The 23,252-nt window shown below is 45.7% G+C and carries 20 protein-coding genes; 6 read left to right on the top strand and 14 right to left on the bottom strand.

The features are described from left to right. Positions 1-24: 24 nt before the first annotated feature. Positions 25-2,682, bottom strand: coding sequence for a M14 family zinc carboxypeptidase (locus KUL49_RS09870; RefSeq protein WP_131137176.1), 2,658 nt, complete (start codon positions 2,680-2,682; stop codon positions 25-27). A gap of 160 nt (positions 2,683-2,842) precedes the next feature. Here KUL49_RS09870 and nfuA point away from each other — a divergent pair, with 160 nt between their 5' ends. The 4 genes from nfuA to KUL49_RS09895 all read left to right on the top strand — a co-directional run bounded on the left by nfuA (position 2,843) and on the right by KUL49_RS09895 (position 6,093). Next, positions 2,843-3,421, top strand: a complete 579-nt coding sequence (gene nfuA, locus KUL49_RS09875) for a Fe-S biogenesis protein NfuA (RefSeq protein WP_014951369.1) — start codon at positions 2,843-2,845, stop codon at positions 3,419-3,421. 484 nt (positions 3,422-3,905) lie between these two features. Beyond that, positions 3,906-4,610, top strand: coding sequence for an aspartate/glutamate racemase family protein (locus KUL49_RS09885; RefSeq protein ID WP_131137177.1), 705 nt, complete (start codon positions 3,906-3,908; stop codon positions 4,608-4,610). Between the two features lie 87 nt (positions 4,611-4,697). Beyond that, on the top strand, positions 4,698-5,081 hold the full coding sequence (locus KUL49_RS09890) for a VOC family protein (RefSeq protein ID WP_014951372.1): 384 nt from the start codon (positions 4,698-4,700) through the stop codon (positions 5,079-5,081). Between the two features lie 277 nt (positions 5,082-5,358). Next, positions 5,359-6,093, top strand: coding sequence for a trans-aconitate 2-methyltransferase (locus tag KUL49_RS09895; protein WP_131137178.1), 735 nt, complete (start codon positions 5,359-5,361; stop codon positions 6,091-6,093). A gap of 98 nt (positions 6,094-6,191) precedes the next feature. Here the strand turns inward: KUL49_RS09895 and KUL49_RS09900 are convergent, their stop codons facing one another. Next, on the bottom strand, positions 6,192-7,538 hold the full coding sequence (locus tag KUL49_RS09900; RefSeq protein ID WP_131137179.1) for an MATE family efflux transporter: 1,347 nt from the start codon (positions 7,536-7,538) through the stop codon (positions 6,192-6,194). A gap of 121 nt (positions 7,539-7,659) precedes the next feature. Between KUL49_RS09900 and KUL49_RS09905 the strand changes: the two genes are divergently transcribed. Further along, entirely contained in the window at positions 7,660-8,886 is a 1,227-nt protein-coding gene (locus KUL49_RS09905) for a polysaccharide deacetylase family protein (RefSeq protein WP_131137180.1), read from the top strand. Between the two features lie 79 nt (positions 8,887-8,965). Here KUL49_RS09905 and KUL49_RS09910 read toward each other — a convergent pair whose 3' ends face one another. From KUL49_RS09910 to KUL49_RS09935, 6 genes are read right to left on the bottom strand one after another with little or no spacing between them, the layout of a single operon-like run. Then, complete coding sequence (locus KUL49_RS09910) at positions 8,966-9,553, bottom strand: GNAT family N-acetyltransferase (RefSeq protein ID WP_131137181.1); 588 nt, start codon at positions 9,551-9,553, stop codon at positions 8,966-8,968. A gap of 1 nt (position 9,554) precedes the next feature. Continuing rightward, positions 9,555-10,199: an SCO family protein gene (locus KUL49_RS09915; RefSeq protein WP_131137182.1), complete on the bottom strand. Its 645-nt coding sequence runs from the start codon at positions 10,197-10,199 to the stop codon at positions 9,555-9,557. Continuing rightward, on the bottom strand, positions 10,196-11,113 hold the full coding sequence (gene cyoE, locus KUL49_RS09920) for a heme o synthase (RefSeq protein ID WP_131137183.1): 918 nt from the start codon (positions 11,111-11,113) through the stop codon (positions 10,196-10,198). The genes KUL49_RS09915 and cyoE overlap by 4 nt, the downstream gene beginning before the upstream one ends. Beyond that, positions 11,106-12,323 (bottom strand): heme A synthase, encoded by a 1,218-nt coding sequence (locus KUL49_RS09925; RefSeq protein WP_131137184.1) that lies wholly within the window; start codon positions 12,321-12,323, stop codon positions 11,106-11,108. Before KUL49_RS09925 ends, cyoE begins: the two co-directional genes overlap by 8 nt. A 5-nt stretch (positions 12,324-12,328) precedes the next feature. Continuing rightward, complete coding sequence (locus KUL49_RS09930) at positions 12,329-12,868, bottom strand: hypothetical protein (protein ID WP_131137185.1); 540 nt, start codon at positions 12,866-12,868, stop codon at positions 12,329-12,331. Next, positions 12,861-13,565 (bottom strand): SURF1 family protein, encoded by a 705-nt coding sequence (locus KUL49_RS09935; RefSeq protein WP_131137186.1) that lies wholly within the window; start codon positions 13,563-13,565, stop codon positions 12,861-12,863. Before KUL49_RS09935 ends, KUL49_RS09930 begins: the two co-directional genes overlap by 8 nt. A gap of 45 nt (positions 13,566-13,610) precedes the next feature. Between KUL49_RS09935 and KUL49_RS09940 the strand changes: the two genes are divergently transcribed. Then, positions 13,611-13,820: a DUF2909 domain-containing protein gene (locus tag KUL49_RS09940; RefSeq protein WP_039221374.1), complete on the top strand. Its 210-nt coding sequence runs from the start codon at positions 13,611-13,613 to the stop codon at positions 13,818-13,820. Positions 13,821-13,835: 15 nt separating this feature from the next. Here KUL49_RS09940 and KUL49_RS09945 read toward each other — a convergent pair whose 3' ends face one another. The 6 genes from KUL49_RS09945 to KUL49_RS09970 all read right to left on the bottom strand — a co-directional run bounded on the left by KUL49_RS09945 (position 13,836) and on the right by KUL49_RS09970 (position 23,168). Then, positions 13,836-14,729, bottom strand: coding sequence for a cytochrome c oxidase subunit 3 (locus KUL49_RS09945; protein WP_014951383.1), 894 nt, complete (start codon positions 14,727-14,729; stop codon positions 13,836-13,838). A gap of 23 nt (positions 14,730-14,752) precedes the next feature. Then, entirely contained in the window at positions 14,753-15,340 is a 588-nt protein-coding gene (locus KUL49_RS09950; protein ID WP_014951384.1) for a cytochrome c oxidase assembly protein, read from the bottom strand. A gap of 147 nt (positions 15,341-15,487) precedes the next feature. Next, positions 15,488-17,116, bottom strand: coding sequence for a cytochrome c oxidase subunit I (gene ctaD, locus KUL49_RS09955; RefSeq protein ID WP_039228778.1), 1,629 nt, complete (start codon positions 17,114-17,116; stop codon positions 15,488-15,490). Between the two features lie 9 nt (positions 17,117-17,125). Then, on the bottom strand, positions 17,126-18,289 hold the full coding sequence (gene coxB / locus KUL49_RS09960; protein ID WP_014951386.1) for a cytochrome c oxidase subunit II: 1,164 nt from the start codon (positions 18,287-18,289) through the stop codon (positions 17,126-17,128). A gap of 582 nt (positions 18,290-18,871) precedes the next feature. Further along, positions 18,872-19,495: a transcriptional repressor LexA gene (gene lexA, locus KUL49_RS09965; protein WP_131137187.1), complete on the bottom strand. Its 624-nt coding sequence runs from the start codon at positions 19,493-19,495 to the stop codon at positions 18,872-18,874. Positions 19,496-19,607: 112 nt separating this feature from the next. Next, positions 19,608-23,168, bottom strand: coding sequence for a hypothetical protein (locus tag KUL49_RS09970; RefSeq protein ID WP_131137188.1), 3,561 nt, complete (start codon positions 23,166-23,168; stop codon positions 19,608-19,610). Positions 23,169-23,252 lie beyond the last annotated feature (84 nt).

Consider the following 23,252-nt stretch of genomic DNA (forward strand, 5'->3'; position numbering starts at 1 on the left):
ATTCGCCGCGCCTTCCAAACTGATTTAGCGAATAAAATGCGATTGGTAGATTGCATTGGCCAGCATCTTGTTCGTGCCATACCAGTACCCTCTAAACTGCGTATTGTCGGTAAAGCCAATGACAACGCCGCGACCCATTTTTTGAGTCGTCACAGCAGTTGATTCAGCCATTAGCGCAACCATTCTTTTGTCACTAAACCCAGCCATGAGAGGCTCATCAGTGTAGCGTGCAGGTGTTATAAAGGGTGAGCTACTGGCCTCCACTATCATATTATTGGTTTTAAACATGGGCAGTGTGTCGTCATCATAGCCGTAGAACAATGGATGAGTATTGTCGATATTGGCTTCAAACACAGCGCCAGCCACCAACTTTCTGGCGTATAACGATGCGCCATCTTTATAGCTGAGTTCGCTTTCATCGAACGCGTTATCAATACTCTCTCGACTAACAATTTCTACGTCTAACCATTTATGTTGAGCGAAATAACGCAACGCGGATTTCTGCCCCACGATCACGCCACCGGCTTTCACCCACTGTTCAATTTGAGTTCTTTCACTTTCACTAAAGCGATATCCACCGCTAGGGAATAAAAGGTGCGTATAAGTAACGCTCGGATCATTAAGCGCGCTTGTCAGATGTTGTTGCTCAACAATACTGGCAGCCAGCCCCACTTTTGTGTCGAAATAGTGCCATATTTCACCTGCTTCGTATTCACTGGTGCCTTCGCCGCCCACTATTAACACCTGTGGCAAGGTAACAGGCGCCATGCTTCGGCTACCTAGGTCGTGTCCTGTTGGCGTTAATCCACTACGCAGGCTAAAGACAGGCACTTTAAGTTGCTGTTGCGCTTCACGCAAAATAGCCGCCAGGTTTTCTGGCTGACCCAAACCTTTAGGCACAATAATACTGCCAGGCTGAAGCTCAATGCTGTTGCCATCGTATTTAATAGCGGAAAACGCTTCTTCACTGCTGCGTACCTTCACGCCTACTTCCAATAGCGTTTGCAGCATGGCTGGCGCATAGTACTGCTGCCATGAAAACGCATACGCGTATGCGTCTGGATGGATATCGTTAAGTGATGGTTGTGCAAGTGCGGTGCTGTCGCTAAGTTTTAGGCTTCGCGCATCGCCCCTATCTAGAGGCGCGTAATCCAAATTGAAAGCCAAAGCCAAATTCCACGTTGATACATCGTAAAACGTGTTGTTCTCAAACGAGGTTTGGGTAGAGAAAATTGACTTTACTAAACGGTATTGAGGCTGGTTTGAAGGAATATAAATCGCGCGACCTGCACCATAGCGAACTTTGCTTACCTCAACATCTTTCGTTAACACCTCGTAATTAATATGATGCTGTTCAAGCAATGCAACAAATGCGTTAAAGCGAGCTGTGTCATTCGATGCACTAACAACAAAACCTACCTGCTCATCCTTTTCAGCCAGTGACTGTGTGCTCTTAACAAAACCCGATTGATAATCGAGAATAGCAGCCTTATTTGCCAATGCGCCTCTAAAAGTGCTTAAAGACGTAGTAATTTGATTTGCTATGGTGTCTTTGAAGGCAAGCTTGCCATTAATAGAGTCCTGAATGTGGCCCCGTGAGCTTGCTTGCTCAAAAAGAATACCCACACTGCCGTGTAAATCTGGATAGGTCGAGCCTTTGCCTGCGTAGAAATCGTCAAACGCTTCTTGGGTAAAATAGAGCTCCCCTTGCTCATCAAACGCGGCAGCATGATACTGGGCAAGCGCTTCAGTTAGCGTTACGTTCTCATCAGGCGTCAGTGGATTTTTACGCGAGCGCACACCAGGCTGGAAAAAATAGGTGCTGTCTGTCCCCATTTCATGAAAATCGGTGAGGATATGTGGGCGCCATTTATGAAACTGTTTAATTCGCGCCTGCGACTCTGGGTGCGCCAGCAATAGCCAGTCGCGGTTTAAATCAAACCAGTAATGATTTGTTCTACCTGACGGCCACCCCTCATCGTGTTCACGATGTCGACTGTCAGAAACCAGCTGCTTGCCCTTGTGCATATTTGCCCACTGAGCAAATCGAGAAAGCCCGTCGGGGTTGAAAGACGGATCAAACAGCACAATATTGTTATCCAACAAGGCATCAATTTCTTTACCTTCAGCCGCGGCCAAATAATAAGCCAACGCAAGTGAAGCATTGGTTCCGGAAGGCTCGTTACCGTGAATACTGTAGCCCATGTAGAAAATAAGGGGAGCATCGCTACCTACTTTCTTGCCGCTTTCCATTGCATCAATGTGTTGCTGCCTCATCGCCTCAATATTGTTTCTATTTGAGGGCGCTGTGATTGTCAGTAACAGAAGTGGGCGGTTTTCGTGAGTACGGCCGGTTTCTTCAATGGTGATACGGTCAGACTTCTCGGCAAGTAGCTTCATATAATTGACGACTTGGTCGTGACGCACATGCCACTCGCCAATGTTGGCGCCTAGTATCGATTCAGGCGTGGGAATAGCTGGGTTGTAGGATACCGTGTCAGGTAAGTATGCTGTCACCGGCTGCCCGCCTACATCAGGTGCAATAGTAACAGTTGAAGCAGAGGCGGGTTGTGCTAATGATTTCTGACTGGCTGCTGCCCCAAAGGCCATGGTACCAAGGGCTAATAATGAAACGAGTGAGAATGGATTCTTTTTGGCGGTGTAATGCAATTTCGCGAACATAGCGCTTCCCGTCTTGTTGTTATGGTTGAGAATAGTGTCGACGTGCACGCCTCTCAACAAATTCGATTCACTGGAATAATTTATTTAATTAATACCTGACTGTTTTACTCAGGTAAATTTGATACAATAATCCAAATTTCAAAATATGTAGGACTTGCTGATGATAACTATATCAGAAGAAGCCCAGGCTCACTTCGTAAAACTGTTGAGTAAACAAGAGTCTGGCACGAATATTCGTGTATTCGTCGTAAATCCAGGCACTTCGTCGGCTGAGTGTGGCGTGTCCTATTGCCCACCAGACGCGGTTGAAGAAACGGATACCCGTTTGCCATTTAATGGTTTCGATGCGGTCGTAGATGAAGAAAGCGCGCCTTACTTAGAGGAAGCGGAAATTGACTACGTTACCGATCAAATGGGCTCACAGTTAACCTTAAAAGCACCTAATGCAAAAGCGCGTAAAGTGTCTGACGACGCACCATTAATTGAGCGAATTAACTATATGATTGAGTCGGAAATCAATCCTCAGTTAGCGAGCCATGGTGGCAATGTTGTATTGACAGAACTGACTGACGACGGCTACGCCATACTTCAGTTCGGCGGCGGCTGCAATGGTTGCTCAATGGTAGACGTAACGCTTAAAGAAGGTATTGAGAAGCAAATGGTCGAGCAATTCGCTGGCGAGCTTAAGGGCGTGCGCGATGCGACTGAGCACCAAGCGGGTGAGCACTCTTACTACTAAGCGTAATATTGCACTTGCTTAAGTGCATATCTCGATAACTATCTCATGCTAAAGCAAGACATTCACAAAAGCTGGCAACGATTCAAAATAGGTCTATCTATTTTCGTTGTCGGCGTCTTGCTGTTGTTTACCTTAAGTGAACTTCATATCACGCTGCATTACCTGAGCCTTCTTATATTATTTGTCGGTTTCGCTATCGCCATGTTGGGTTACTGGGGAATTTTTATTCAGCGTTTCTCGTTTATTAAAAATAAAAAGCCGCCACCCAAGTTTTAGCCAACGAACTTTGCCATTTAGTTCCAGCAATTACCCCTGCAGCATCATCAGACATTCCAAACTTTCTATTCACATCACTCACGCATAACACTGTTATTCTTAATTTTTTGAGGCTTATACTCCATTCACTCTGCCACTGGTCGGGAGTTCATTTTGTAGGTAGATTAGAGGTTGCGCAAAGTGCCTAACAAAATAAAAGGGAGCTGTGGTGAATACAACAAAGAAGCTGGGCCTGCTTGGCGGAATGAGTTGGGAATCAACGGTCAGTTACTATCAAGCCATAAACCGTGGTGTTAATGCTCGACTTGGCGGCCTTCATAGCGCACCGCTGATAATAAGCAGCGTTGACTTTGCCCACATAGAGCAGCTTCAGCATAAAGGAGAATGGGATAAAACCGCCGATATACTGATCCGCGAGGCGAAGCACTTAGAAACTGCGGGTGCAAAAGCCATATTAATTTGTACCAATACCATGCATAAAGTAGCAGCAGACATAGAGCAGAAGATCACCATTCCACTTATTCACATTGCCGACGCTACGGGGTGCATGTTGCAACAAGATAGGGTTAAGAAAGTTGGGCTACTGGGCACCCGCTTCACCATGGAACAAACCTTTTATACATCCCGCCTTAAAGAGATTTTTGGCATTGAGGTTGTTACTCCAAATGCCCAACAACGAGACACGGTTCATAACATTATTTATGAACAATTATGCAAGGGCGTGATTTGTGTTGAATCCCGTAACGCGTATATTGACATTATAAATGAACTGGCGGCCGAGGGTGCTGAAGGCATCATTTTAGGCTGCACAGAAATTGCCTTATTAGTTCAACAACATCACACCAAAGTTAAGTTATACGATACTACCGCTATCCATGCTTCAGCTGCGGTAGATTTTGCATTAGCTCCCTAAAGCGTTAGCAAAGGGTAAGTAGCGAAACACACATAACCTAACTTTGATAAAAGGGAATTGGCCCTACTATTTTCAGAGGACACAGCTATGTTTAGCCACGTAATGATTGGTGCGAACGACCTTGAAGCATCAAAAAAATTCTACGATGCTATTTTAGGAGTATTAGGATACGAACCAGGCGTTTTTGATGAATACGGACGGGTTTTTTACTATACGCCGAAAGGTATTTTAGCGCTAACAAAGCCGATTAACGGAGAGGCTGCCACACACGGTAATGGCACCACGCTCGGCCTTGCCGCTCGAACACCAGACATCGTTGATGAATGGCATAAAGTAGGAAGCGAGAATGGGGGCGTGCCATGCGAGGACCCACCGGGTATTCGAGGCAATGGCGAACGCCAACTGTATCTTGCTTATCTGCGAGACCCAGCGGGCAACAAGCTCTGTGCCACGCACATCGTAAGAAAATAGCTGAAGTGCTGCCTGCTTAAATGATCACGCTCTTTTTGCAGGCTATTTGCTTTAAGCTGTCTATTTGGCCCAAAGCCCTTTGAGTAATAGCGCTTTGGGTAATGCCTAGTTAAGTCTACATGTAAGCCCTAACCAAGCGAAACAGCATAGGCGTTACTGTCTGGCCACCCAATATCCTAAACGGGTTTCGCCTTTTCTCGTCTTTGCACTTTGCACTATACATTGCTGCTAAATGAATTAACCTTGAACCAGTAAAAGCTCAGCTAACAGAGGGAATATGACACCTGAAGAAACTGGCAAGGCCTACGACACCATTACACACCTTTGGACTCGTCCTGAATTTAATCAGAAAAATGGGTTAACCGCCTACCAAAAAGCATTGTCATTTTTAGCGGACACCCCATCACAAGAGCCTGATACGGTGCCTAGCGAAGCGCTTGATAAGGGAGAAGCGCATGATAAGAGTGAAGCGCCTAATAAGGGAGAAGCGAGCAATAACGACAAACCAAAGAAACGAGGTTACGCACTAGACATAGGTTGCGGATGCACCAATCGTTTTGTCCCGGTTATCGAGCGCGCAGGGCTAACTTACGAAGGCATTGATGTTTCCAAAGATATGCTTGCCATTGCGGCGTCCCAATTACCCGCTCATACCTTCTATTGCGCCGACGTGTGTACATTCACTATCCCCAAGCACTATTCGTTTATTAGTGCTTGGGATAGCTTTTGGCATATTCCCCTAACTCAGCAAGAGCCTTTGCTTAAGAAGCTAGTGGATCATTTAAACGATGATGGTGTGTTGCTTTTTACCTGTGGGGGTACAGGTGAAAGCGGTCAACACACAAACAAAGTGATGGGCCCAGAAGTCTACTACGCCTCGCTGGGGCTACATAGATACATAGAAATATTGATAGAAGCAGGCGGGTTTGTTCGTCACGTTGAATTCGATCAGCACCCTGAACTACACACTATTATCATTGTGCAAAAAAGAACCGCGCAAAAAACACAGTAGCAAAAAAAATAATACTGAATGATGCCCTAGAAAAACTGAGAGAGTCACCGTGCTCAGCACGCCTTCCCTAAGTAAGGTCAGCGAAGCGTTATAAAACACTAGCTTTGCGGTGTCGCTAGCTCACCGCGTTTATCTAAACGATAAAAGCTCCAAGCCAATGTCACACCGCGAGCGAGTAAAAAGGCAAGGAGAGCATACCAAAGGCTGACGTTACCCTGATCTTGCGTGAGATACCAAACGGGGAAATACACCCCTAACGCACTTATTATCATGGTATTTCTCATTGCGCTGGCTCGGGTAAGACCAACAAATACGCCATCATACAAAAAACACCAATGCGCTAATAGAGGAAGTAATACCATTAAACCAAGATAAGGTAGCGCAGCTTTTACAATGTTACTATGTTCGGTAAGCAGCGCGATAATGGCCTCACCGCCAGCGAAAAATATCAAGCTATAAATAAGGGCAAAAATACTCGACCAGACTAACCCTTGATAGGTGCGTCGTTTCACTTCGCTGCTGTCAGACGCCCCTTTGGCCTCACCCACCAGCGCTTCAACCCCATAGGCTATGCCATCAAGTCCCAATGCAATAAGAACAAAGAACTGCATGAGTATGGCATTGACGGCCGCCGACGTTTCGCCGTAACGGGCACCTTGAATGGTGAGAAACGCTAAGCAACCCTGTAATGCTAAGTTACGTAATAGCATGTCACCGTTAAGCTTCATCAGTACCTTCCGAGCTGCACGGTTAAACCACGATGCACTCACCGCGACACCGCCAACGCGCTTAAACGCCACCGCTAGCGCCATTATAGCCATGGTATACTCAGCGATAACACTGGCCAGCGCCACGCCAGCTACAGACAAACCAAGCCCGAACACAAACACTACATCGAGTCCCGCATTCAATAAATTTCCCACAATTTGAATAGCCATGACGCTGCGCGTTTTTTGCTGCCCTACTAACCATCCAACTAATGCCAGATTAAGCATGGCAGCTGGTGCGCCCCATACCCGCGTCGAAAAGTAGTCTTGAAGATGCAGGGCAACTTCACTGTTTGGCTGAGTTAAAGCTAAGCCTATAGACAAGATAGGAGATTGAAGAGCGAGTACCACAGCCCCCAACACTAGAGCAACCGCCACCGTTTGCCACAGCACTTTTGCTGACTCTAATGTATTGTTCGGTGAGCCTTTAGCTTGTGCACTCAAGCCTGTTGATGACATGCGAAGAAACCCGCACACCCAGTATATTTGCGTTAAGATAAGTGCGCCCACCGAAGCCCCTGCAAGCATGGCTGGTAAAGACATGTGCCCCAAAACCGCGGTATCCACCAAACCTAATAGAGGCGTAGTAATATTCGCTAAGATCATGGGAAGCGCTAACGCCAATAGACGGGAATGGTCGTCAAAAAAGGAGCGCTGAGTTGGTTGGGCAGGGGACATAAATGATCTCAGTAGGAGTTAATTTCGCTATATACTATCAACCTATGCAGCGGCATAAGTGAAATGCATACCAGCTTGACCATGTATAAGATTGGCCAAGTCGCATTATTTGGAGTTTACCATGCTATTGAATTTGATTAGGCACTCAGTGGATGATGATATGAAAACCAACAATGTAATTCAAAATAGAACGACGAGTCGCACTCGTTTGAAGATTTTACCTTCAATGCTTGCGGGAATTTTCAATGTTTTGTTGGTCTCACCTAGCATTGCTTCAAGCTCAGATGCAAATCCTGTTGCTGATGCGACTTCCACTACAAAGGAACAAAGTGGTAGTAACATCGACTCTAGTGTGAGCACCACGCCTAACGCCGCCATTTTGCTTTATCACCATGTGTCGTCTTCAACACCAGCCAGTACCAGTATTTCGCCTGAAGCCTTTAAATCGCACATGGAATACTTGGACGCACACCACACTGTTGTTTCGCTTCAGGACGTTGTTTCTGCGATACAACACAACACTACACTGCCAGAAAATGCGGTTGCAATTACGTTTGACGATGGCTACGCAAACATTTTAGACAATGCTCACCCAATACTGGCTGACCTAGGTTTCCCCTATACCGTGTTTATCAACCCTGATGAAATTGGCGTAGGTCCTAAGCAGCTAACGTGGGAGCAAGTTATTGCTATGCATAACGATGGCGTTGTTTTTGCCAACCACACGCTAGACCACCTTCATATGCTAAACGGTGAGCAAGCAATGGGCGAGCGCGCATGGCTGGAGAAAGTTTGGCAGAATGTAGAAAGCGCTGAAAAGAAGATTGAAGATAAACTGGATATTAGCCTTAAATATTTAGCGTACCCGTTTGGTGAATACAACACGGCGCTCGCTAATAAGCTCAAAGCTGAAGGTTACATAGGATTCGGGCAGCATTCCGGGGCTGTGGGCCCATCTAGCGACATGCAGGCACTACCGCGCTTCCCCGCGGCCGGTCCTTACGCCAATTTGGCAACGCTAAAGACCAAGCTTAATAGTCTTGCCATGCCAGTGACGCAAAGTTCACATAAAGACCCTCGTATGACAGCGCGAAACCTGTCATCGCCCATTAGTTTAACGATAGACAGTGACGATGTTCGCCTTACACAAGTGAATTGTTTTTTCGGCGGCGACCCTATCGAGACTAGCCTAGAAGAAAATGTGTTTACGTTTACCCTTGATGAAACCCTTCCAGTAGGACGTTCACGTGTGAATTGTACAGCACCGTCTAATGCGCAATCAGGGCGTTATTATTGGTACTCTACACCCTTCTTTGTGGCAGATGAAAATGGCAATTACCCAGACTAGGGCATGTCGATAAGGCACATCCAGGCTTGAGCGCGAGCGCATATCGATTGGGCTCGTGCTTACATAAGGAAACGTTTACCTATACAGGTTTAGAAAATCGAATAAAACCTTTATTTATCGACTCTTCCACAAAACTATGGCGCTGATAGAAACGAATGGCTGACACGTTCGACACTTCAACATCTAGTACCAGTTTACGTTTGTTCAGTTTTTCTGCTCGCGCTTGCATAGCATCTACCAGTATCGTTCCCACGCCCGTTCGACGGGCACTTTCTTCAACAGAGAGATGGCCTATCATGAGTTCGGTATTAGTAGGCGGCGTAAGATTGATGGCCACGGTCTGATTGCGCATGAGCACTGTCATAGCCTCATCGAGGGTAAAGTAAGATGTGATGCTATCAAGGGTCGCCCTATCAAATGTTGCACCAAGTTTGCTGTGCCAAGAGGTCACAACACCGAGTACTTCGTCGCCGCTACACGCCACCCAATGATTCTTAAAGCCATATTGCCCGCCACCGAGTTCCCATGCATGAGACAGGTAGCCCTCAGCTGTTTTATTTTTATTTTGTCCGAAAATAGACGTTAACAATGACTGCGCCGCATTCAATATAAGCGGCGTAGTTTGCGCAGCATCAGATGCCACACCTTGCCTTATTTTGATTTCCATATTACTGCTTCGAGATTATTATTGGCATATCAGCCAATATTTGCTGGGAATCACTTATCGATAGCTTTCCTGGCTCTCTTTTTGGTTTGAATCTTCCTATCACCCTAGCTTCAGGGTCGACAAGTACGACAGATGCACTGTGATCAACTAAATAGTTGGGGTTATCGGTACTTTCAGCAATGGCATACATCATTCCTAAATTACGTACAAACGGGAATAACGCCTTATGCTCTCCAGTAACGGCAATGAACTCCTCATTAAAATAGCTCACATACTCTGAAAGTCTTTCAATTGAATCGCGATTTGGATCAACGGATACAAAAACAGTTCGAATAGGTTCGACACTATTTAATGCTTTTAGTTCAGGATATATGCCGTTCAGTTCAGCCATGGTAGTTGGGCAAATATCGGGGCAGAAGGTATAGCCCACAAATACTAAGCTCCACTGCCCTTCAAGCGACGAATTATCAAACACTTCACCTTCATGAGATGTAAGTGAAAACGGTGATAATGCTCTCGGCTCTGGGTAAGTCTGAAAGTATTCAGGCTGACTTTCAACATTTGGGGGCGCGATATACAGCGCCCCTACGATGCCTGCACATAGCGCTAAAAATGCAACAAGGCCGACGGTAGTTCGTTGATTCATAAACTCAGTGGTATGTAGTGATCTAAGAGTAATACGACAAACAATACCATGAGATGAATAATTGAAAACCTAAAAGTTTTCATTGCAGTTTGTGGCTCTGCATCGAATTTTAACTTTAATGCATAGTATAAAAAACCAATGTTAAGCACACTTGAGCCAATCAAATAAATGAGATCGCTCATGCCTGTAAGGTAGGGCAGCAAACATACCAGCCCCAACAATACTGTATACAGCAACACTGACGTTTTCGTAAATGACACACCGTGGGTTACCGGCAGCATGGGCACCTTCGCTTTGGCGTAATCTTTTTCTCTATGAATAGCGAGCGCCCAAAAATGCGGCGGCGTCCAGGTAAAGATAATTAGCACTAAAAGCAGGGCATGGGCATGTATTTCCCCTGTAACCGCGGTCCAACCTAGAAGCGGTGGAGCAGCCCCTGCTAAACCGCCAATCACGATGTTTTGCGGTGTCGCTCGCTTTAAATACATCGTGTAGATAAACGCGTAGCCTACTAGACTTGCTAAGGTTAACCACGCGGTTAGCATATTCACAAAAAGAGCTAACACTACAAATCCAACCACACCTAAAACGCCTGCAAACCACAGCGCGTTGTTTACGCTAACCTTGCCTTTTGCGACGGGGCGATTAAAAGTACGCGCCATCACACTATCTATCTTATGGTCGACAACGTGATTAATAACGGCAGCAGACGCAGACAACATACCAATACCCAATAAGCCACAGATAAGTATGGTTGCGTTCACCCAGGTAGGCGTAGCTAAACACATACCTACTAATGCGGTTAACAGCAACAACATGACGACATTAGGCTTAGTCATTTCATAGTAATCACGCCACGTGACTACAGTGTGCTGACGTGAAGTACGCGCATGTAAAGAAACCGATTTAGCCATGGAAACCTCCTGGTGCTTTAGGGAGAATATGAGAAGACGTTGACGCGTTTAAAGGGTCGTGCAAAGGCGCTTCGTGGATGCTAAATGCACCTGCACCCTGCAGTGGTTTCGAACCTGAGAATGAGCCTGTATTTCGTTTTTCTGTACTAAAAGCGTTGTCGTTTTCTAATGCCAGAAATACAGTAAAAATGAGGTTGAGTAAGGAAAGCAGTAACACGGCGGCTACCGCGTTATGCATTACAGCGACAGCCAGTGGCAGCATAAAGATAATGTTGCTAAGCCCTAATGCTACTTGCGTGCACAATGCTGCCAACATAAACGCACCCACATATTTTTGTTTACTTGTGGTGTGGCGGCTTATCAACACACTTATACCTAGTGCGAGTAAGTATAAAAACGTGATGACCGCGCCGAACCTATGCACAATGTGCATGGTAACTCGCTCGCCGTAATCGTGAGCGCCAAATTCATAGTTGTCTGCGTCAGGCACACTGAATGCACCTGCCATATCAATTCTCTCCTGCCAACCGCTTTCACAAACCGGCATTTCGGTACAGGCTAACGCAGCATAATTGGCAGAAGTCCATCCACCAAGTGCAATCTGTGTAACAAGCACACCAAGTCCAATAAAGGCAAAAAGTTTAAGGTTTCGCTGAAAGGCTTTCGCCTGAGGTAAGTCTGTCATGGCCTGATCATGCATAGCTGACGCTATGGGCGCTTGTTTAATTTTCGATGCATCGCCTGCGGTGTTGCGCAAACGGAGGTGGAGAATAAACAGGCAAGAGAGTACAGAGAAGCCCCCCAGCAAATGCCCCATAACTACGACGGGAAGCAGATTGAGCGTCACGGTCCACATACCAAGTGCTGCCTGGAAGATAATAAGCCCAAGCAGTAACAGAGGTAATTTAACGGGCGTGCCTTTGTCACGCTGCCGAATAGCAATAATGGCAATAGCCAGAACACACAGCCCCAGCGTTCCTGCAAAGTAGCGGTGAATCATTTCATTCCACGCCTTAAATGCCTCAACTGGACGTTCAGGAAAAGCGGCGTTAGCTTGTGCCACTTTTTCCTCACTCAAAGGCACGGTTAGGTTACCGTAGCATCCAGGCCAGTCGGGACATCCTAGCCCAGCGTCGGTCAAGCGCGTATACGCTCCCAGAATAATAACGACCGCCGCCAAAAAAATACTGAAGAGGGTTAATTTTTTCATGGCCGTTATCCTATGCGCGATAGTTTAAGAAGCTTTCTCATATCTGCCAGCATGTTGCGGCTTTCCATCACGGCGTCTTTTCTATCGTCTTTAATGTCGTAAAAGAGCATGGCGTTATTTTGCGTATCAACAATATAAACACTGCTAGAGGTAAGCGCCGTTGGTGTAGTAACGGGTAAGGTTTCGACAAAAGGGTAGTCTTCTAGCGCGGCTATCGCAGTTTGGTCACTTGAAGCGGTAGTAACGACCACTGCTTGGGCACGGTCCGATTCTTTACCTAGCGCAAGCCACACTTGGTTAATGCTAAAAAGTGCGTTCTCGCACACTGCGTCACATTCACTTGGCATCACATACAATAAACGCCATTTAGGTTCCGCGTTTTCTAAAAGCGCACTCATGTCGATGGTCGGCGCGAGCAGCTGACCTTTATTTGTCGCGCCTTTAGTAAACCAATCGTTATCAAGTGCGAGCTTTGCCAAAACAACAGGTAAAACAAACACGGCTACCATAATAATTAATGTTTTTTTCGAAGCAGCATTACTCATAACTACGTCCTTTCTTACTAATTGCAAAGCCGCCAATGGCTGCAGCGGCAATGGCTAAACCAAACCATTGAACTGCATAGCCAAGGTGCTTTTCAGGAGACATTACGACGGCCTGATGTTCGCGAATAAACGCGGGGTCAGGCGTGGTAAGGTGAAGAATAAAGGGTAAAAGTTTGCGCTCTAAGGCGTTGCTTAGTGCAGGGAATTCTATGTGTTGTACAAGCGCGGGGCTTTGCGACAAAGCCATGTTGGTTTCTTTCACTAAGGGGTTGTTACCCGGCACGCTAAGCACGCCGATTAATTCGCGCGTTTGGCTTGTAAAACTTATATCCGGTAGCGTGCGCGTTAAGTCTGGCGCAGGCACCCAGCCAAAGTTAACCAAGAGCCACCCGACATTGGTATTTACCGGTAAGATGACATCGAAACCCACCCGCTGATTGTGAATCTGATTATCTAATAGCAACACATGGTTAGCGTCTATTGCGCCGCTGAACGATACGGTAATATCCCGAGGATCATCATGAGACAACGCCTCTTCTAAACTCAAGGTTCCATTACTTTGCTTTTGCGCTATGCTAGCTAAGCGTTGTTGCTTTTGGACCATGCGATCAAGTTGCCAGTACCCTAAACCGCACATAATCGCCACACTAAAGCCCGTGAGTAACCAAGGAATAACGTGGCGAGTGCGAGAAAACATGATTATTTCGCACCATGCAAAATTAGAATAAAAACAGAGGTGAATATGTTGATAAAAATAGTCCTTGTTGCGTTGGTGCTGTACATGATTGTGAATTTGTTTATGGCGATGCGAATCATGATGAAAAACGACACATCAAAAGGGCCTATGAGTAAGTACATTGGTCGACGCGTGCTCACTTCTGCAGTCATTGTTATTATTATTCTTATCGCTATTGGTACCGGTTTAATTACCCCAAACCCAAGGCCTTACTGAGTTTGGGGATTCCTTTTAAAGTACGTAAACAAAGATGTAGAGCATGACCCACACTACATCTACAAAGTGCCAGTACCAGCTCCCCGCCTGAAACGCGAAGTGGTTTTCAGGCGTGAAATGGCCTTTCAAGACCCTAAAAAACAATACAATTAGAATGATGGTGCCAAGGGTCACATGCATGCCGTGAAACCCTGTGAGCATAAAGAAGGTGTTGCCGTAAATGCCTGACTGAAGCGTAAGCCCCAAGTCGCGATACGCATGTATGTACTCTTCTACCTGTAGGAACAAGAACCCACATCCAAGTAAGATAGTGATACCCAGCATTAGGGTTAGCTGTTTGCGTTTGTTTTGCTCTAGTCCCACATGAGCGAAGTGCAGTGTAATAGATGATATAAGCAAGATAACCGTGTTGATTGTGGGCAACCCCGCAGCACTCATTTCCTGTGTGGTAGTGCCGCCTGGCGTTGACACCAGCGGCCACATGGCCTCAAAGGTCGGCCATAAGACCTCATTGGTCATAGCGTTGTTCGATGCGCCGCCCAGCCACGGAACGGAAATAAATCTCGCGTAGTAGAGGGCGCCGAAAAACGCAGCGAAAAACATCACCTCTGAAAAGATAAACCAGCTCATACCTTGTCGATATGAACGCCCCAGCTGATCGCTGTAAAGCCCTGCCATAGATTCGTCTATTTGATTTTTAAACCAACCTACAAGCATAACGAGCAATACTGCTATCCCCGCTAAAAGGATATGACCGCCATAGCCTGTTTCACCTTTGGTTGCTTGCACCACATAATTGCCCGCACCTACGGCGATAAGAAATAGAGCAACGGCCCCTACGATGGGCCATGGACTTTGTGCGGGTACATAATATTTTTGGTATTCGTGATTCTGTACTTCGGGTTGCATTTTCTTCTCCTTACCCCTTCGGCCTATTCGCCATTTGATGGTGTTGAAGCCATAAAGGGATTCGGTGTTGTCGTTAGGTCACTGGCTCGCGCTGTGACGTCATAGAGTGTGTACTGCAAGGTAAAAAACGTAATTTCTTCAGGTAGCTGAGGGTCTACATAAAACTGCATGGGCATATAGGCTTCACTACCCGCATCTAATGGCTGCTGATTGAAGCAGAAGCATTCAGTCTTGTTCAGGTACAGTGCTGCCGTTCCGGGGGATACAGAGGGAATGGCCTGAGCTACGATATTGCTTGATGCAGGGTTTCTCACATAAAACGACACCGTATTAAGTTCGCCAGGGTGCACTTTCACGCGCTTGGTTTCAGCACGAAACTCCCACGGCATACCGGTATTTGTGCGAGTAATAAACTCGACGGTCACTTCTCGCGACTCATCAATCTCAACCGATTGATAAACCGCAGCCGTGCCTTCGGTTTTTCCGTTAATTCCCGTAACGTCGCAAAATACGTCGTACAAGGGAACAAGGGCAAAGCCGAAGCCAAACATGCCAATGACAATAGCAACAAGTTTAATAACCATCTTGTTGTTTGCGCTTTGCTGTGACATCACGTGACCTCCGGGTAAATCCATAGATGAAGGTTGGTAAACGCTTGCTTAGTCGTTTATCTCCCTCACCACCTGCAATGTGTGAATGTCATTCCCATCGGCTTTTGCCGGTTGAAAGGAATGACCTATTCACAACTCCACCTACCGTTACTTAACGACAGGTGGCGTTTCAAACGTGTGATAAGGAGCGGGTGATGGAATTTCCCATTCCAGTCCTTCTGCGCCGTCCCAAACTTGCGCTGATACCGGCTCACCTTGCTTTTTGCATGCCTTGATGAGCAGGGCAAGAAAGATGAGCTGAGATAAACCGAATGCAAAACCACCCAGGCTTATCCATTTGTTAAAATCAGCGAACTGCAATGCATAGTCAGGAATACGGCGTGGCATACCAGCCAAACCCACAAAGTGCATAGGGAAGAACAACACATTAACCGACACTAAAGAACACCAGAAATGCCATTTAGCTAACGTTGTGTCGTACATTTTTCCCGTCCATTTAGGCAACCAGTAATACACCGCAGCCATGATGGAAAAGACCGCGCCAGTTACCAGCACATAGTGGAAATGGGCTACAACGAAGTAAGTGTCGTGATATTGGAAGTCCACGGGCGTGATCGCCAACATTAGCCCTGACAACCCACCAATGGTGAACAGCACAATAAAGGCAATAGCGAACATCATTGGCATTTCAAAGCTCAGTGAGCCGCGCCACATGGTCGCTACCCAGTTAAACACTTTTACACCAGTAGGCACCGAGATAAGCATGGTGGCAAACATGAAAAACATTTCCATGTACACCGGCATGCCCGTGGTGAACATATGGTGAGCCCACACAACAAAAGAGAGCAGCGCAATCGACGCCGTGGCGTAAACCATAGACGCGTATCCAAACAGCTGCTTTCGAGAGAAGGTAGGAACAATTTGCGAGATAATGCCGAAAGCGGGCAAGATCATAATGTACACTTCAGGATGCCCGAAGAACCAGAAAATATGCTGGAACATAACCGGGTCGCCGCCACCAGCAGCATCAAAAAAGCTCGTGCCAAAGAACTTATCAGTTAACACCATAGTAACCGCACCGGCGAGCACTGGCATTACCGCAATCAGCAAAAACGCGGTGATAAGCCACGTCCATACAAACAGCGGCATTTTCATCCAGGTCATGCCTGGCGCACGCATATTAAAGATGGTCACAATCACGTTAATCGCACCCATAATGGATGAAATACCCATGATGTGAACAGAGAACACAAACAACGCTGTCGAATCGCCACTGTAAGTCGTTGAAAGGGGCGCGTAGAAAGTCCATCCAAAAGCAGGGCCGCCGCCTTCCATAAAGAGCGAGCTCAAAAGAATGAGAAAGGCACCTGGTAAAATCCAGAAGCTCCAGTTATTCATGCGCGGTAACGCCATGTCAGGTGCGCCGATCATCATGGGAATAAGCCAGTTTGCGAGCCCAGTAAAGGCTGGCATTACTGCACCAAATACCATGATAAGCCCGTGTACCGTAGTCATTTGGTTAAAGAAGTTTGGCTCTACAATTTGTAGACCGGGTTGGAATAGTTCAGCGCGGATCACCATGGCCATCGCACCACCAACTAAAAACATAATAAAGGCAAACCACAGGTAAAGTGTGCCTATGTCTTTGTGGTTAGTGGTAAACAACCAACGCGTTATCCCTTTAGGAATATGATCGTGGTGTTCATGGTCATCATGTAGGTGACCGTCATGAGGCGCAGAGGTATCTGGCGAAATAACTTCAGTTGCTTTGCTCATTGTCTGCTCCTAGTTTCCGTTTGCCACTGCGTTGACATCTTTGGCTTGAACCATATCGCCAGTTTTATTGCCCCAGGCATTTCGCTCGTAAGTGACTACGGCGGCAATTTCCTTAAGACTTAGCATTTTTCCAAACGCTTGCATGGCTGTTCCTGACTTTCCATGCAGCACGATGTCAATGTGACCTTGCTGATCTTCTAGTGCCATCTTGCTGCCTTTTAATGCCGGGAACACGCCAGGTAAACCTTCACCATTTGGCATATGGCAAGCAGCGCACGTTGCGTTGTATACTCGCTCGCCCTCTTTCATCAGTTCATCCATAGACATATTCATAGAAAGTAGACGCTGCTCTTCTTCTTTTGCTTTACGAACAATCTCTTCTTGTTCGCCCATCCACTTTTCAAACTCGGCGGGTTCTTTAGCAATTACCACAACCGGCATATAGCCATGGTCTTTACCACAAAGCTCTGCGCACTGTCCGCGATAAATACCCGGCTCATTCACCTTGGCCCAAGACTCGTTAATAAAGCCGGGGTTGGCATCTTTTTTCACGGCAAAGTCAGGAACCCACCAAGAGTGGATAACGTCGTCAGAAGTAATAAGAAAGCGTACTTTTTTCCCAGTAGGAATAACCAGAGGGCGGTCAACTTCAAGCAGGTAGTTATCTGTTTTCTGAAATTTGTTTTCTATTTGCTCGCGCTGAGTGGCGAGTAAAGAATAAAACTCTACATCGCTATCCATGTACTTGTAGTGCCATTTCCATTGAGAGCCTGTTACTAACACCGTCATGTCAGGCTCAGACGTGTCTTCCATAGCAATTAGAGTATTCGCTGCGGGTACCGCCATGAAAATAAGAATAAGGAAAGGAATAACGGTCCAAGCAATTTCGACCTTCACGTTTTCGTGAAAATTAGCTGGCTTGGCACCACGGGACTTTCTATGTAGATACATTGAGGCGAACATCACGCCAAAAACTACAACCGCGATACCTACACAAATGAAGAACATCAACATATGGAGGTCGTATACCTGCCCACTGATGTCGGTAGCACCGCGTCTCAAATTAAGCGAAGAGGCTTCTTCGCTTGCTTCTTGCGCAAAAAGCAAAGGGGAAAAAAGCAAAATTGGTATACTAGAACACCATTTTGCGAAAACGGTCGTTAGTTGTTTCACTCAGCACCTCCGTAATGGCGTGGTCAAAGACGCTGATTAATTTGCGCGATGCCCTACCAAATGGTTTGCGAACGATTGACCCATAACCTCAACTTGTAAAACAAATTTAGAGTCATTGTTATTATTTTGTTAATCTCTGTATAAGAATTGCGCAATAATGTCGTGCCGTCTAGTCTTTTCTATTAAAAATTTAACGAAGCGGTTAATTTTTAATCATTTACTAAAATGGTCGCGGGGGATTTCACGTGCAAAAAGAGAGAGCCATTGCTGTGGGATGCCCTTGGAATCAAACAGGCATTTTGAACACGGGATTAAAGTAAATGCTCGACTAACTAGTTAAGAAATCAATAAGTAATCGATTACTCAATGTCGATTTCAAACAAAATTCAAAATAAAAAATGGAAAATACTTGAAGCATTCATAGAAAGAATAACGTGAGTAATGATAAAAATAAGCGCGCAGAAAACCAACAGGTTTGCTGGGCAGGATAAAACCTAAGTTGGCAGATTGAAGAAAAAAACAGGAACAAAAGACATAAAAAAAGCGGCTAACGCGCCGCTTTTATACAAACAAGCTAAAATACTACATCCAGTCAGCGTTTCTGATCACACCCACCGCAATACCTTCTATCGCAAAATGTTCAGTCGCCAAATCGACTTTTATTGGTGCAAACTCATCATTCTCAGCATGAAGCAATACTTCACGCCCGCGTTTCTCTAGACGCTTTACGGTGACGTCTTCATCTACACGCGCCACAACCACCTGACCGTTGTGTACATCAGTGGTGCGATGAACAGCGAGAAGATCACCGTCTAAAATACCAATGTCTTTCATGCTCATACCGTTAACGCGTAGCAAAAAGTCGGCATGGGGTTGAAACAGTGCAGGATCGACTTTGTAGTGCGATTCAACATGCTCTTGCGCCAAGATCGGCTCACCGGCTGCAACACGCCCAATTAACGGTAGGCCTTCTTCTTGTGCGTCGTTATCAAGAGGGATATTGAGCTTAATGCCACGAGACGTACCAGGCAAAATTTCAATCACGCCTTTACGCGCCAATGCTTTCAAATGTTCCTCTGCTGCATTAGCAGAACGAAAGCCAAGCTGACGGGCTATTTCCGCACGAGTAGGCGGCATTCCCGTTTCTAACATGGTTGTTTTAATAAGTTCTAAAACTTCGGTTTGTCGAGCTGTGAGTGGGCGCATAAAAGACCTGTCTGTTCATACAGTTCCTGTAAGTATATACACCTAAAACTAAATAACAAGCACTTGCCGCGTCTTTTGCGATCTGCAATAGCCTACGACAAGTGCTTTCCTCTTATTTTACGAGAAGAGCCATGTTCGGGTTACTAATTTGTAACTCCAGCTCCCCATCACTATTTTGACGTGTGCGCATGCCTTCAACATTATCGAGCCCAAGTCCAGGGCTTTGCCACACCACATTGCCTTTATTATCAACCTCAACCACGCGATATGCGATGCTGTCATAATAATTGTACGAATAGTCATTCTCGTTAGGCTGGTAGATAGCGAGAATCGACTGATTAGACGACGTCGTTGGAACAGCCGCTATATACTGAGGGTAGAATGACGGTGCTATAGCGTCTTTGAGTTCTAATGCATCGCTCGCCACGTCATAAACATTGATGGTGTTGTAGTTTCTATTTAAACACGCAACTTCAAGTTCGCTATCACTATCAAAATTTACCGTGAGCAATTGGTCACAATTGGTTTCCAATTCATTCAATCCAACAAATTCACCATCCTGCATTTTATAGAGCTTGAGCGAACTATAGCCCCCAACAGCAAAATAATGCACACCGTCTTTTTCAGAGGCAGCAAGCGCATTAATTGAAAAATCGTTAATGATTGAGTCGATAAGCACCTGATTCTCGATATCAAACGCTTTAAGTCGATTGTTCTCAATAATAACTGCATCGGCGTAACTGTCGTTATTTACGTCAATGGCTTCAATAAACGAAATTTCACTATTCTGATTATTGTTCAGTGCCCATTGAATAGCGTTATCTGTAAGTCTCACGACATTAAACGACGAACTATAATCCAGTGCCCCTATTAGTAACTCACCCACACCGTCATTGTTGTAGTCTGTAACGACCGGTTTGCTATAGTTATAGACATCTTCGCCAACCTCAGCACTTATCGCAAAGTTATCCTCTTTATCTACCGATAAAATCTGAATAGATGATTCGTAACTACTTGTATCGCTAACAAAGACGGCTCTTTCATCATTATCGCCATAAGGTGCCCAACCCGCGGCATGATATCTACTCGCGCGCGGCGCACCTTTTATATCTGACAAGGCATATTCACCGTTGGCATCTTGTTGCGCTACTAAAATTTGATTCTCACCAGTCCAAATAATGTCGTCCACATTGTCATTGTCTAAATCGTCAATGAAAAGTGACATGCCACTGTAAGTGTTGTGGTTAAGAGCCCACTGCTCAGAGATTTGTCCCGCTTCTAATGCAAAACCTCTAACTTGTCCCCACTGACACTCGGAGACAACCACTATTCCTTCTGTAGCTGGGCTTTCTTTACTATAGGCGATATCACAAATGTCACCATGTTCCGCCGTTGCCAAACTGCTTTTCGATACTGCTGAGTAAATTGAGATATCATTCCAACTATCGGCACCGATGATTTCATCTACACCATCGTTATTCATATCACCCAGCACAACAAATGCGTCGCTGAACCCGCTACCGTATAGCCATTGGTTGGCACCGCTTTCGATATCAAATACATAACCATTGTTCGTTACCATTTCTATCGATGCGTCATCATCTACGTTACCAAAAGCAAGGTTATTGACGCCGTCAATATCGTACTGTTGCAACTGCTCACCTGTGCGAACATCTACAATGGCAATAGAAGTCGCATTGTAATATTCGCTCCCATATAAATAAGCAACTTCATCAACCCCGTCACCATTGATGTCATAAAATAAGCCAGAAATAATACTATCTTCAATAATAAACACCGCTTCTGCGTTACTTTCGCGGTCTTTTATTACAGACAATCCCTGTTGAGTAAGAAGGTAGATTTCATCATTATTGTCACCATCAACATCTTGGGTATGCACGCTTCTAATTTCGCCTTTAGTTGGCAGTTTATACGGATACACATAGGTATTTTTAAGCGTCTTACCTTCTAGCGAAAATGCGCCCACGTTTCGAGCATTTACCGTGATAAGTTCACTTACACCATTGGTCGAAGCAATAGCAAAGCCATGATTATAAATTGGTGTCATCACAGTAGTACGAGCATAAGCCGGGGCCTTGTCCGCATAAGAAGTGATTTCGAGCGTTTGTTGGGATTCAGTTCCGTCTAAGCTAGCGAAACTAAACATATAAGTTTGAGCGTTGAAAAGTTGATTCGCAGGTACATTCCAGGTCATCAGACCTTCCGCATTTAACGAAGCACCGGGAGGCGCTGAAATAAGCTCTCCCGCGACGTCATCGTCAACTCTGTCTGGGTCACTCATCGATACGGTAAACTCTACGTATCCGCCCGCAGTTACTACTTCAGGCATATTCGATGCAGTGAGCGTCATAGGAGAATTGCCGATCTCAACGAAAGTAGGCTGGGATTCAACAACGTTAATACCGTCTGACACCACCATGGTAACTTTAACTTCATCACCGAAGACTGCGCTGTAAGGTGGCAGCGTGGTACTATTAACATCGTCAAGGACTACACCATTTACATACCAGCGAAACGAAATCACCAGCTCTGAGTCGGGAGTATCTGAATCATAATAGTAGCCAGGCTCAACGGTGACTTCATCTGTGGTATAGACAGTCTCATAGGCATAGTAATAAGGCTGATTAACTACAGGAGGTACGGATATCGCATCGATATCTGAAAGCGCAAGGCCAGTATGGTTTCCGCTGGCAAACGCTGTTAAATTATTAAAGTATACACCTACATCGTAAATATCATCGCCGTTGTTATCTTCGCCATAGCGAACTGCGCCATCAATAACGTCAATTCCAGCCGTTTTATCTCCTTTTACGACTAGCGAGCCAGATGACGAATAGGGAAGGTCGCCCTGATCAGAAGAATACGCAAAGTCCAATTTGCCTTTAGACGCAATGTAGATTGAACCATTAAGTTCAGACACGAAGGTGTTGTTTGTCACCCCTTCTGCTGATGTGCCACTGACCTTGTAAGTTTCACTATTGTGCGTGACAGTAAGATACTGCCTCGTCTCTTCATAAAACGTACCTGTTTGTGGGCGGTAGCGAAAATCAACACTTAAGTAGCCTTTTAATGTTGTGCGCACGCCACCGTCTAGCATAGACAAAGTAGTGAAATAAGACGTTACTTCGGAGCTGTTTTCACCTGCGTCAGTAATAACTAGCGAAAATTGTCCGTCATACCGAGTGGAGTCGTAATATTGAATGCACTGATCATAGTCTACAGTAATCGTTCCTGTCCCCGTGTCTTCATCAAGCTTACCTGAGTATGTTACTGATCCTGATTCATAGCACTCGGTCGTACCTTCAACGTTGCCGTTCTCATCTAGGAAGGTGTAGATATCATATTGATCTACATAGGGTGAGCCACTTGTATTGTCACCAAAGAGCGTGATGTAAACCTCTTGTACTGCGCTGATATCCACAGTAGAGACTTTCGTTTCTCCACTGTAGTTCGCATCAGCATAGGTGGTTGCCGCCGAGTTTAGTCGTGACTCTGAGTAATCTAAAGGATTTGATAAAATTTCTAGTGCTGTCGGCTCAGGTGGAGGTGGTGGGTTTGTAGGTGGAGAAGAATCAGAGCCACCTCCACCACCACACGCAGTTAGAGCTACAAGAGAAAAAAGGCCAGAAAAACCCAAGCGCGAAGTTTTCATACATCGTCCCTGATTTAAAAGGCATGTCGGCTTTTTAGTTAAAAGCTCAAAACACGCCTAATTATTAAGTTAAATAAAATATTC

Source organism: Alteromonas sp. KUL17, assembly GCF_006538305.1.
Lineage (GTDB): Bacteria > Pseudomonadota > Gammaproteobacteria > Enterobacterales > Alteromonadaceae > Alteromonas > Alteromonas macleodii.

What these genes read in the sequence shown, in the direction of transcription:
- KUL49_RS09870 (WP_131137176.1), bottom strand. Translation starts at nt 2,682, where the DNA reads ATGTTCGCGAAATTGCATTACACCGCCAAAAAGAATCCATTCTCACTC.
- nfuA (WP_014951369.1), top strand. Translation starts at nt 2,843, where the DNA reads ATGATAACTATATCAGAAGAAGCCCAGGCTCACTTCGTAAAACTGTTG.
- KUL49_RS09890 (WP_014951372.1), top strand. Translation starts at nt 4,698, where the DNA reads ATGTTTAGCCACGTAATGATTGGTGCGAACGACCTTGAAGCATCAAAA.
- KUL49_RS09895 (WP_131137178.1), top strand. Translation starts at nt 5,359, where the DNA reads ATGACACCTGAAGAAACTGGCAAGGCCTACGACACCATTACACACCTT.
- KUL49_RS09900 (WP_131137179.1), bottom strand. Translation starts at nt 7,538, where the DNA reads ATGTCCCCTGCCCAACCAACTCAGCGCTCCTTTTTTGACGACCATTCC.
- KUL49_RS09905 (WP_131137180.1), top strand. Translation starts at nt 7,660, where the DNA reads ATGCTATTGAATTTGATTAGGCACTCAGTGGATGATGATATGAAAACC.
- KUL49_RS09910 (WP_131137181.1), bottom strand. Translation starts at nt 9,553, where the DNA reads ATGGAAATCAAAATAAGGCAAGGTGTGGCATCTGATGCTGCGCAAACT.
- KUL49_RS09915 (WP_131137182.1), bottom strand. Translation starts at nt 10,199, where the DNA reads ATGAATCAACGAACTACCGTCGGCCTTGTTGCATTTTTAGCGCTATGT.
- cyoE (WP_131137183.1), bottom strand. Translation starts at nt 11,113, where the DNA reads ATGGCTAAATCGGTTTCTTTACATGCGCGTACTTCACGTCAGCACACT.
- KUL49_RS09925 (WP_131137184.1), bottom strand. Translation starts at nt 12,323, where the DNA reads ATGAAAAAATTAACCCTCTTCAGTATTTTTTTGGCGGCGGTCGTTATT.
- KUL49_RS09930 (WP_131137185.1), bottom strand. Translation starts at nt 12,868, where the DNA reads ATGAGTAATGCTGCTTCGAAAAAAACATTAATTATTATGGTAGCCGTG.
- KUL49_RS09935 (WP_131137186.1), bottom strand. Translation starts at nt 13,565, where the DNA reads ATGTTTTCTCGCACTCGCCACGTTATTCCTTGGTTACTCACGGGCTTT.
- KUL49_RS09940 (WP_039221374.1), top strand. Translation starts at nt 13,611, where the DNA reads ATGTTGATAAAAATAGTCCTTGTTGCGTTGGTGCTGTACATGATTGTG.
- KUL49_RS09945 (WP_014951383.1), bottom strand. Translation starts at nt 14,729, where the DNA reads ATGCAACCCGAAGTACAGAATCACGAATACCAAAAATATTATGTACCC.
- KUL49_RS09950 (WP_014951384.1), bottom strand. Translation starts at nt 15,340, where the DNA reads ATGTCACAGCAAAGCGCAAACAACAAGATGGTTATTAAACTTGTTGCT.
- ctaD (WP_039228778.1), bottom strand. Translation starts at nt 17,116, where the DNA reads ATGAGCAAAGCAACTGAAGTTATTTCGCCAGATACCTCTGCGCCTCAT.
- lexA (WP_131137187.1), bottom strand. Translation starts at nt 19,495, where the DNA reads ATGCGCCCACTCACAGCTCGACAAACCGAAGTTTTAGAACTTATTAAA.
- KUL49_RS09970 (WP_131137188.1), bottom strand. Translation starts at nt 23,168, where the DNA reads ATGAAAACTTCGCGCTTGGGTTTTTCTGGCCTTTTTTCTCTTGTAGCT.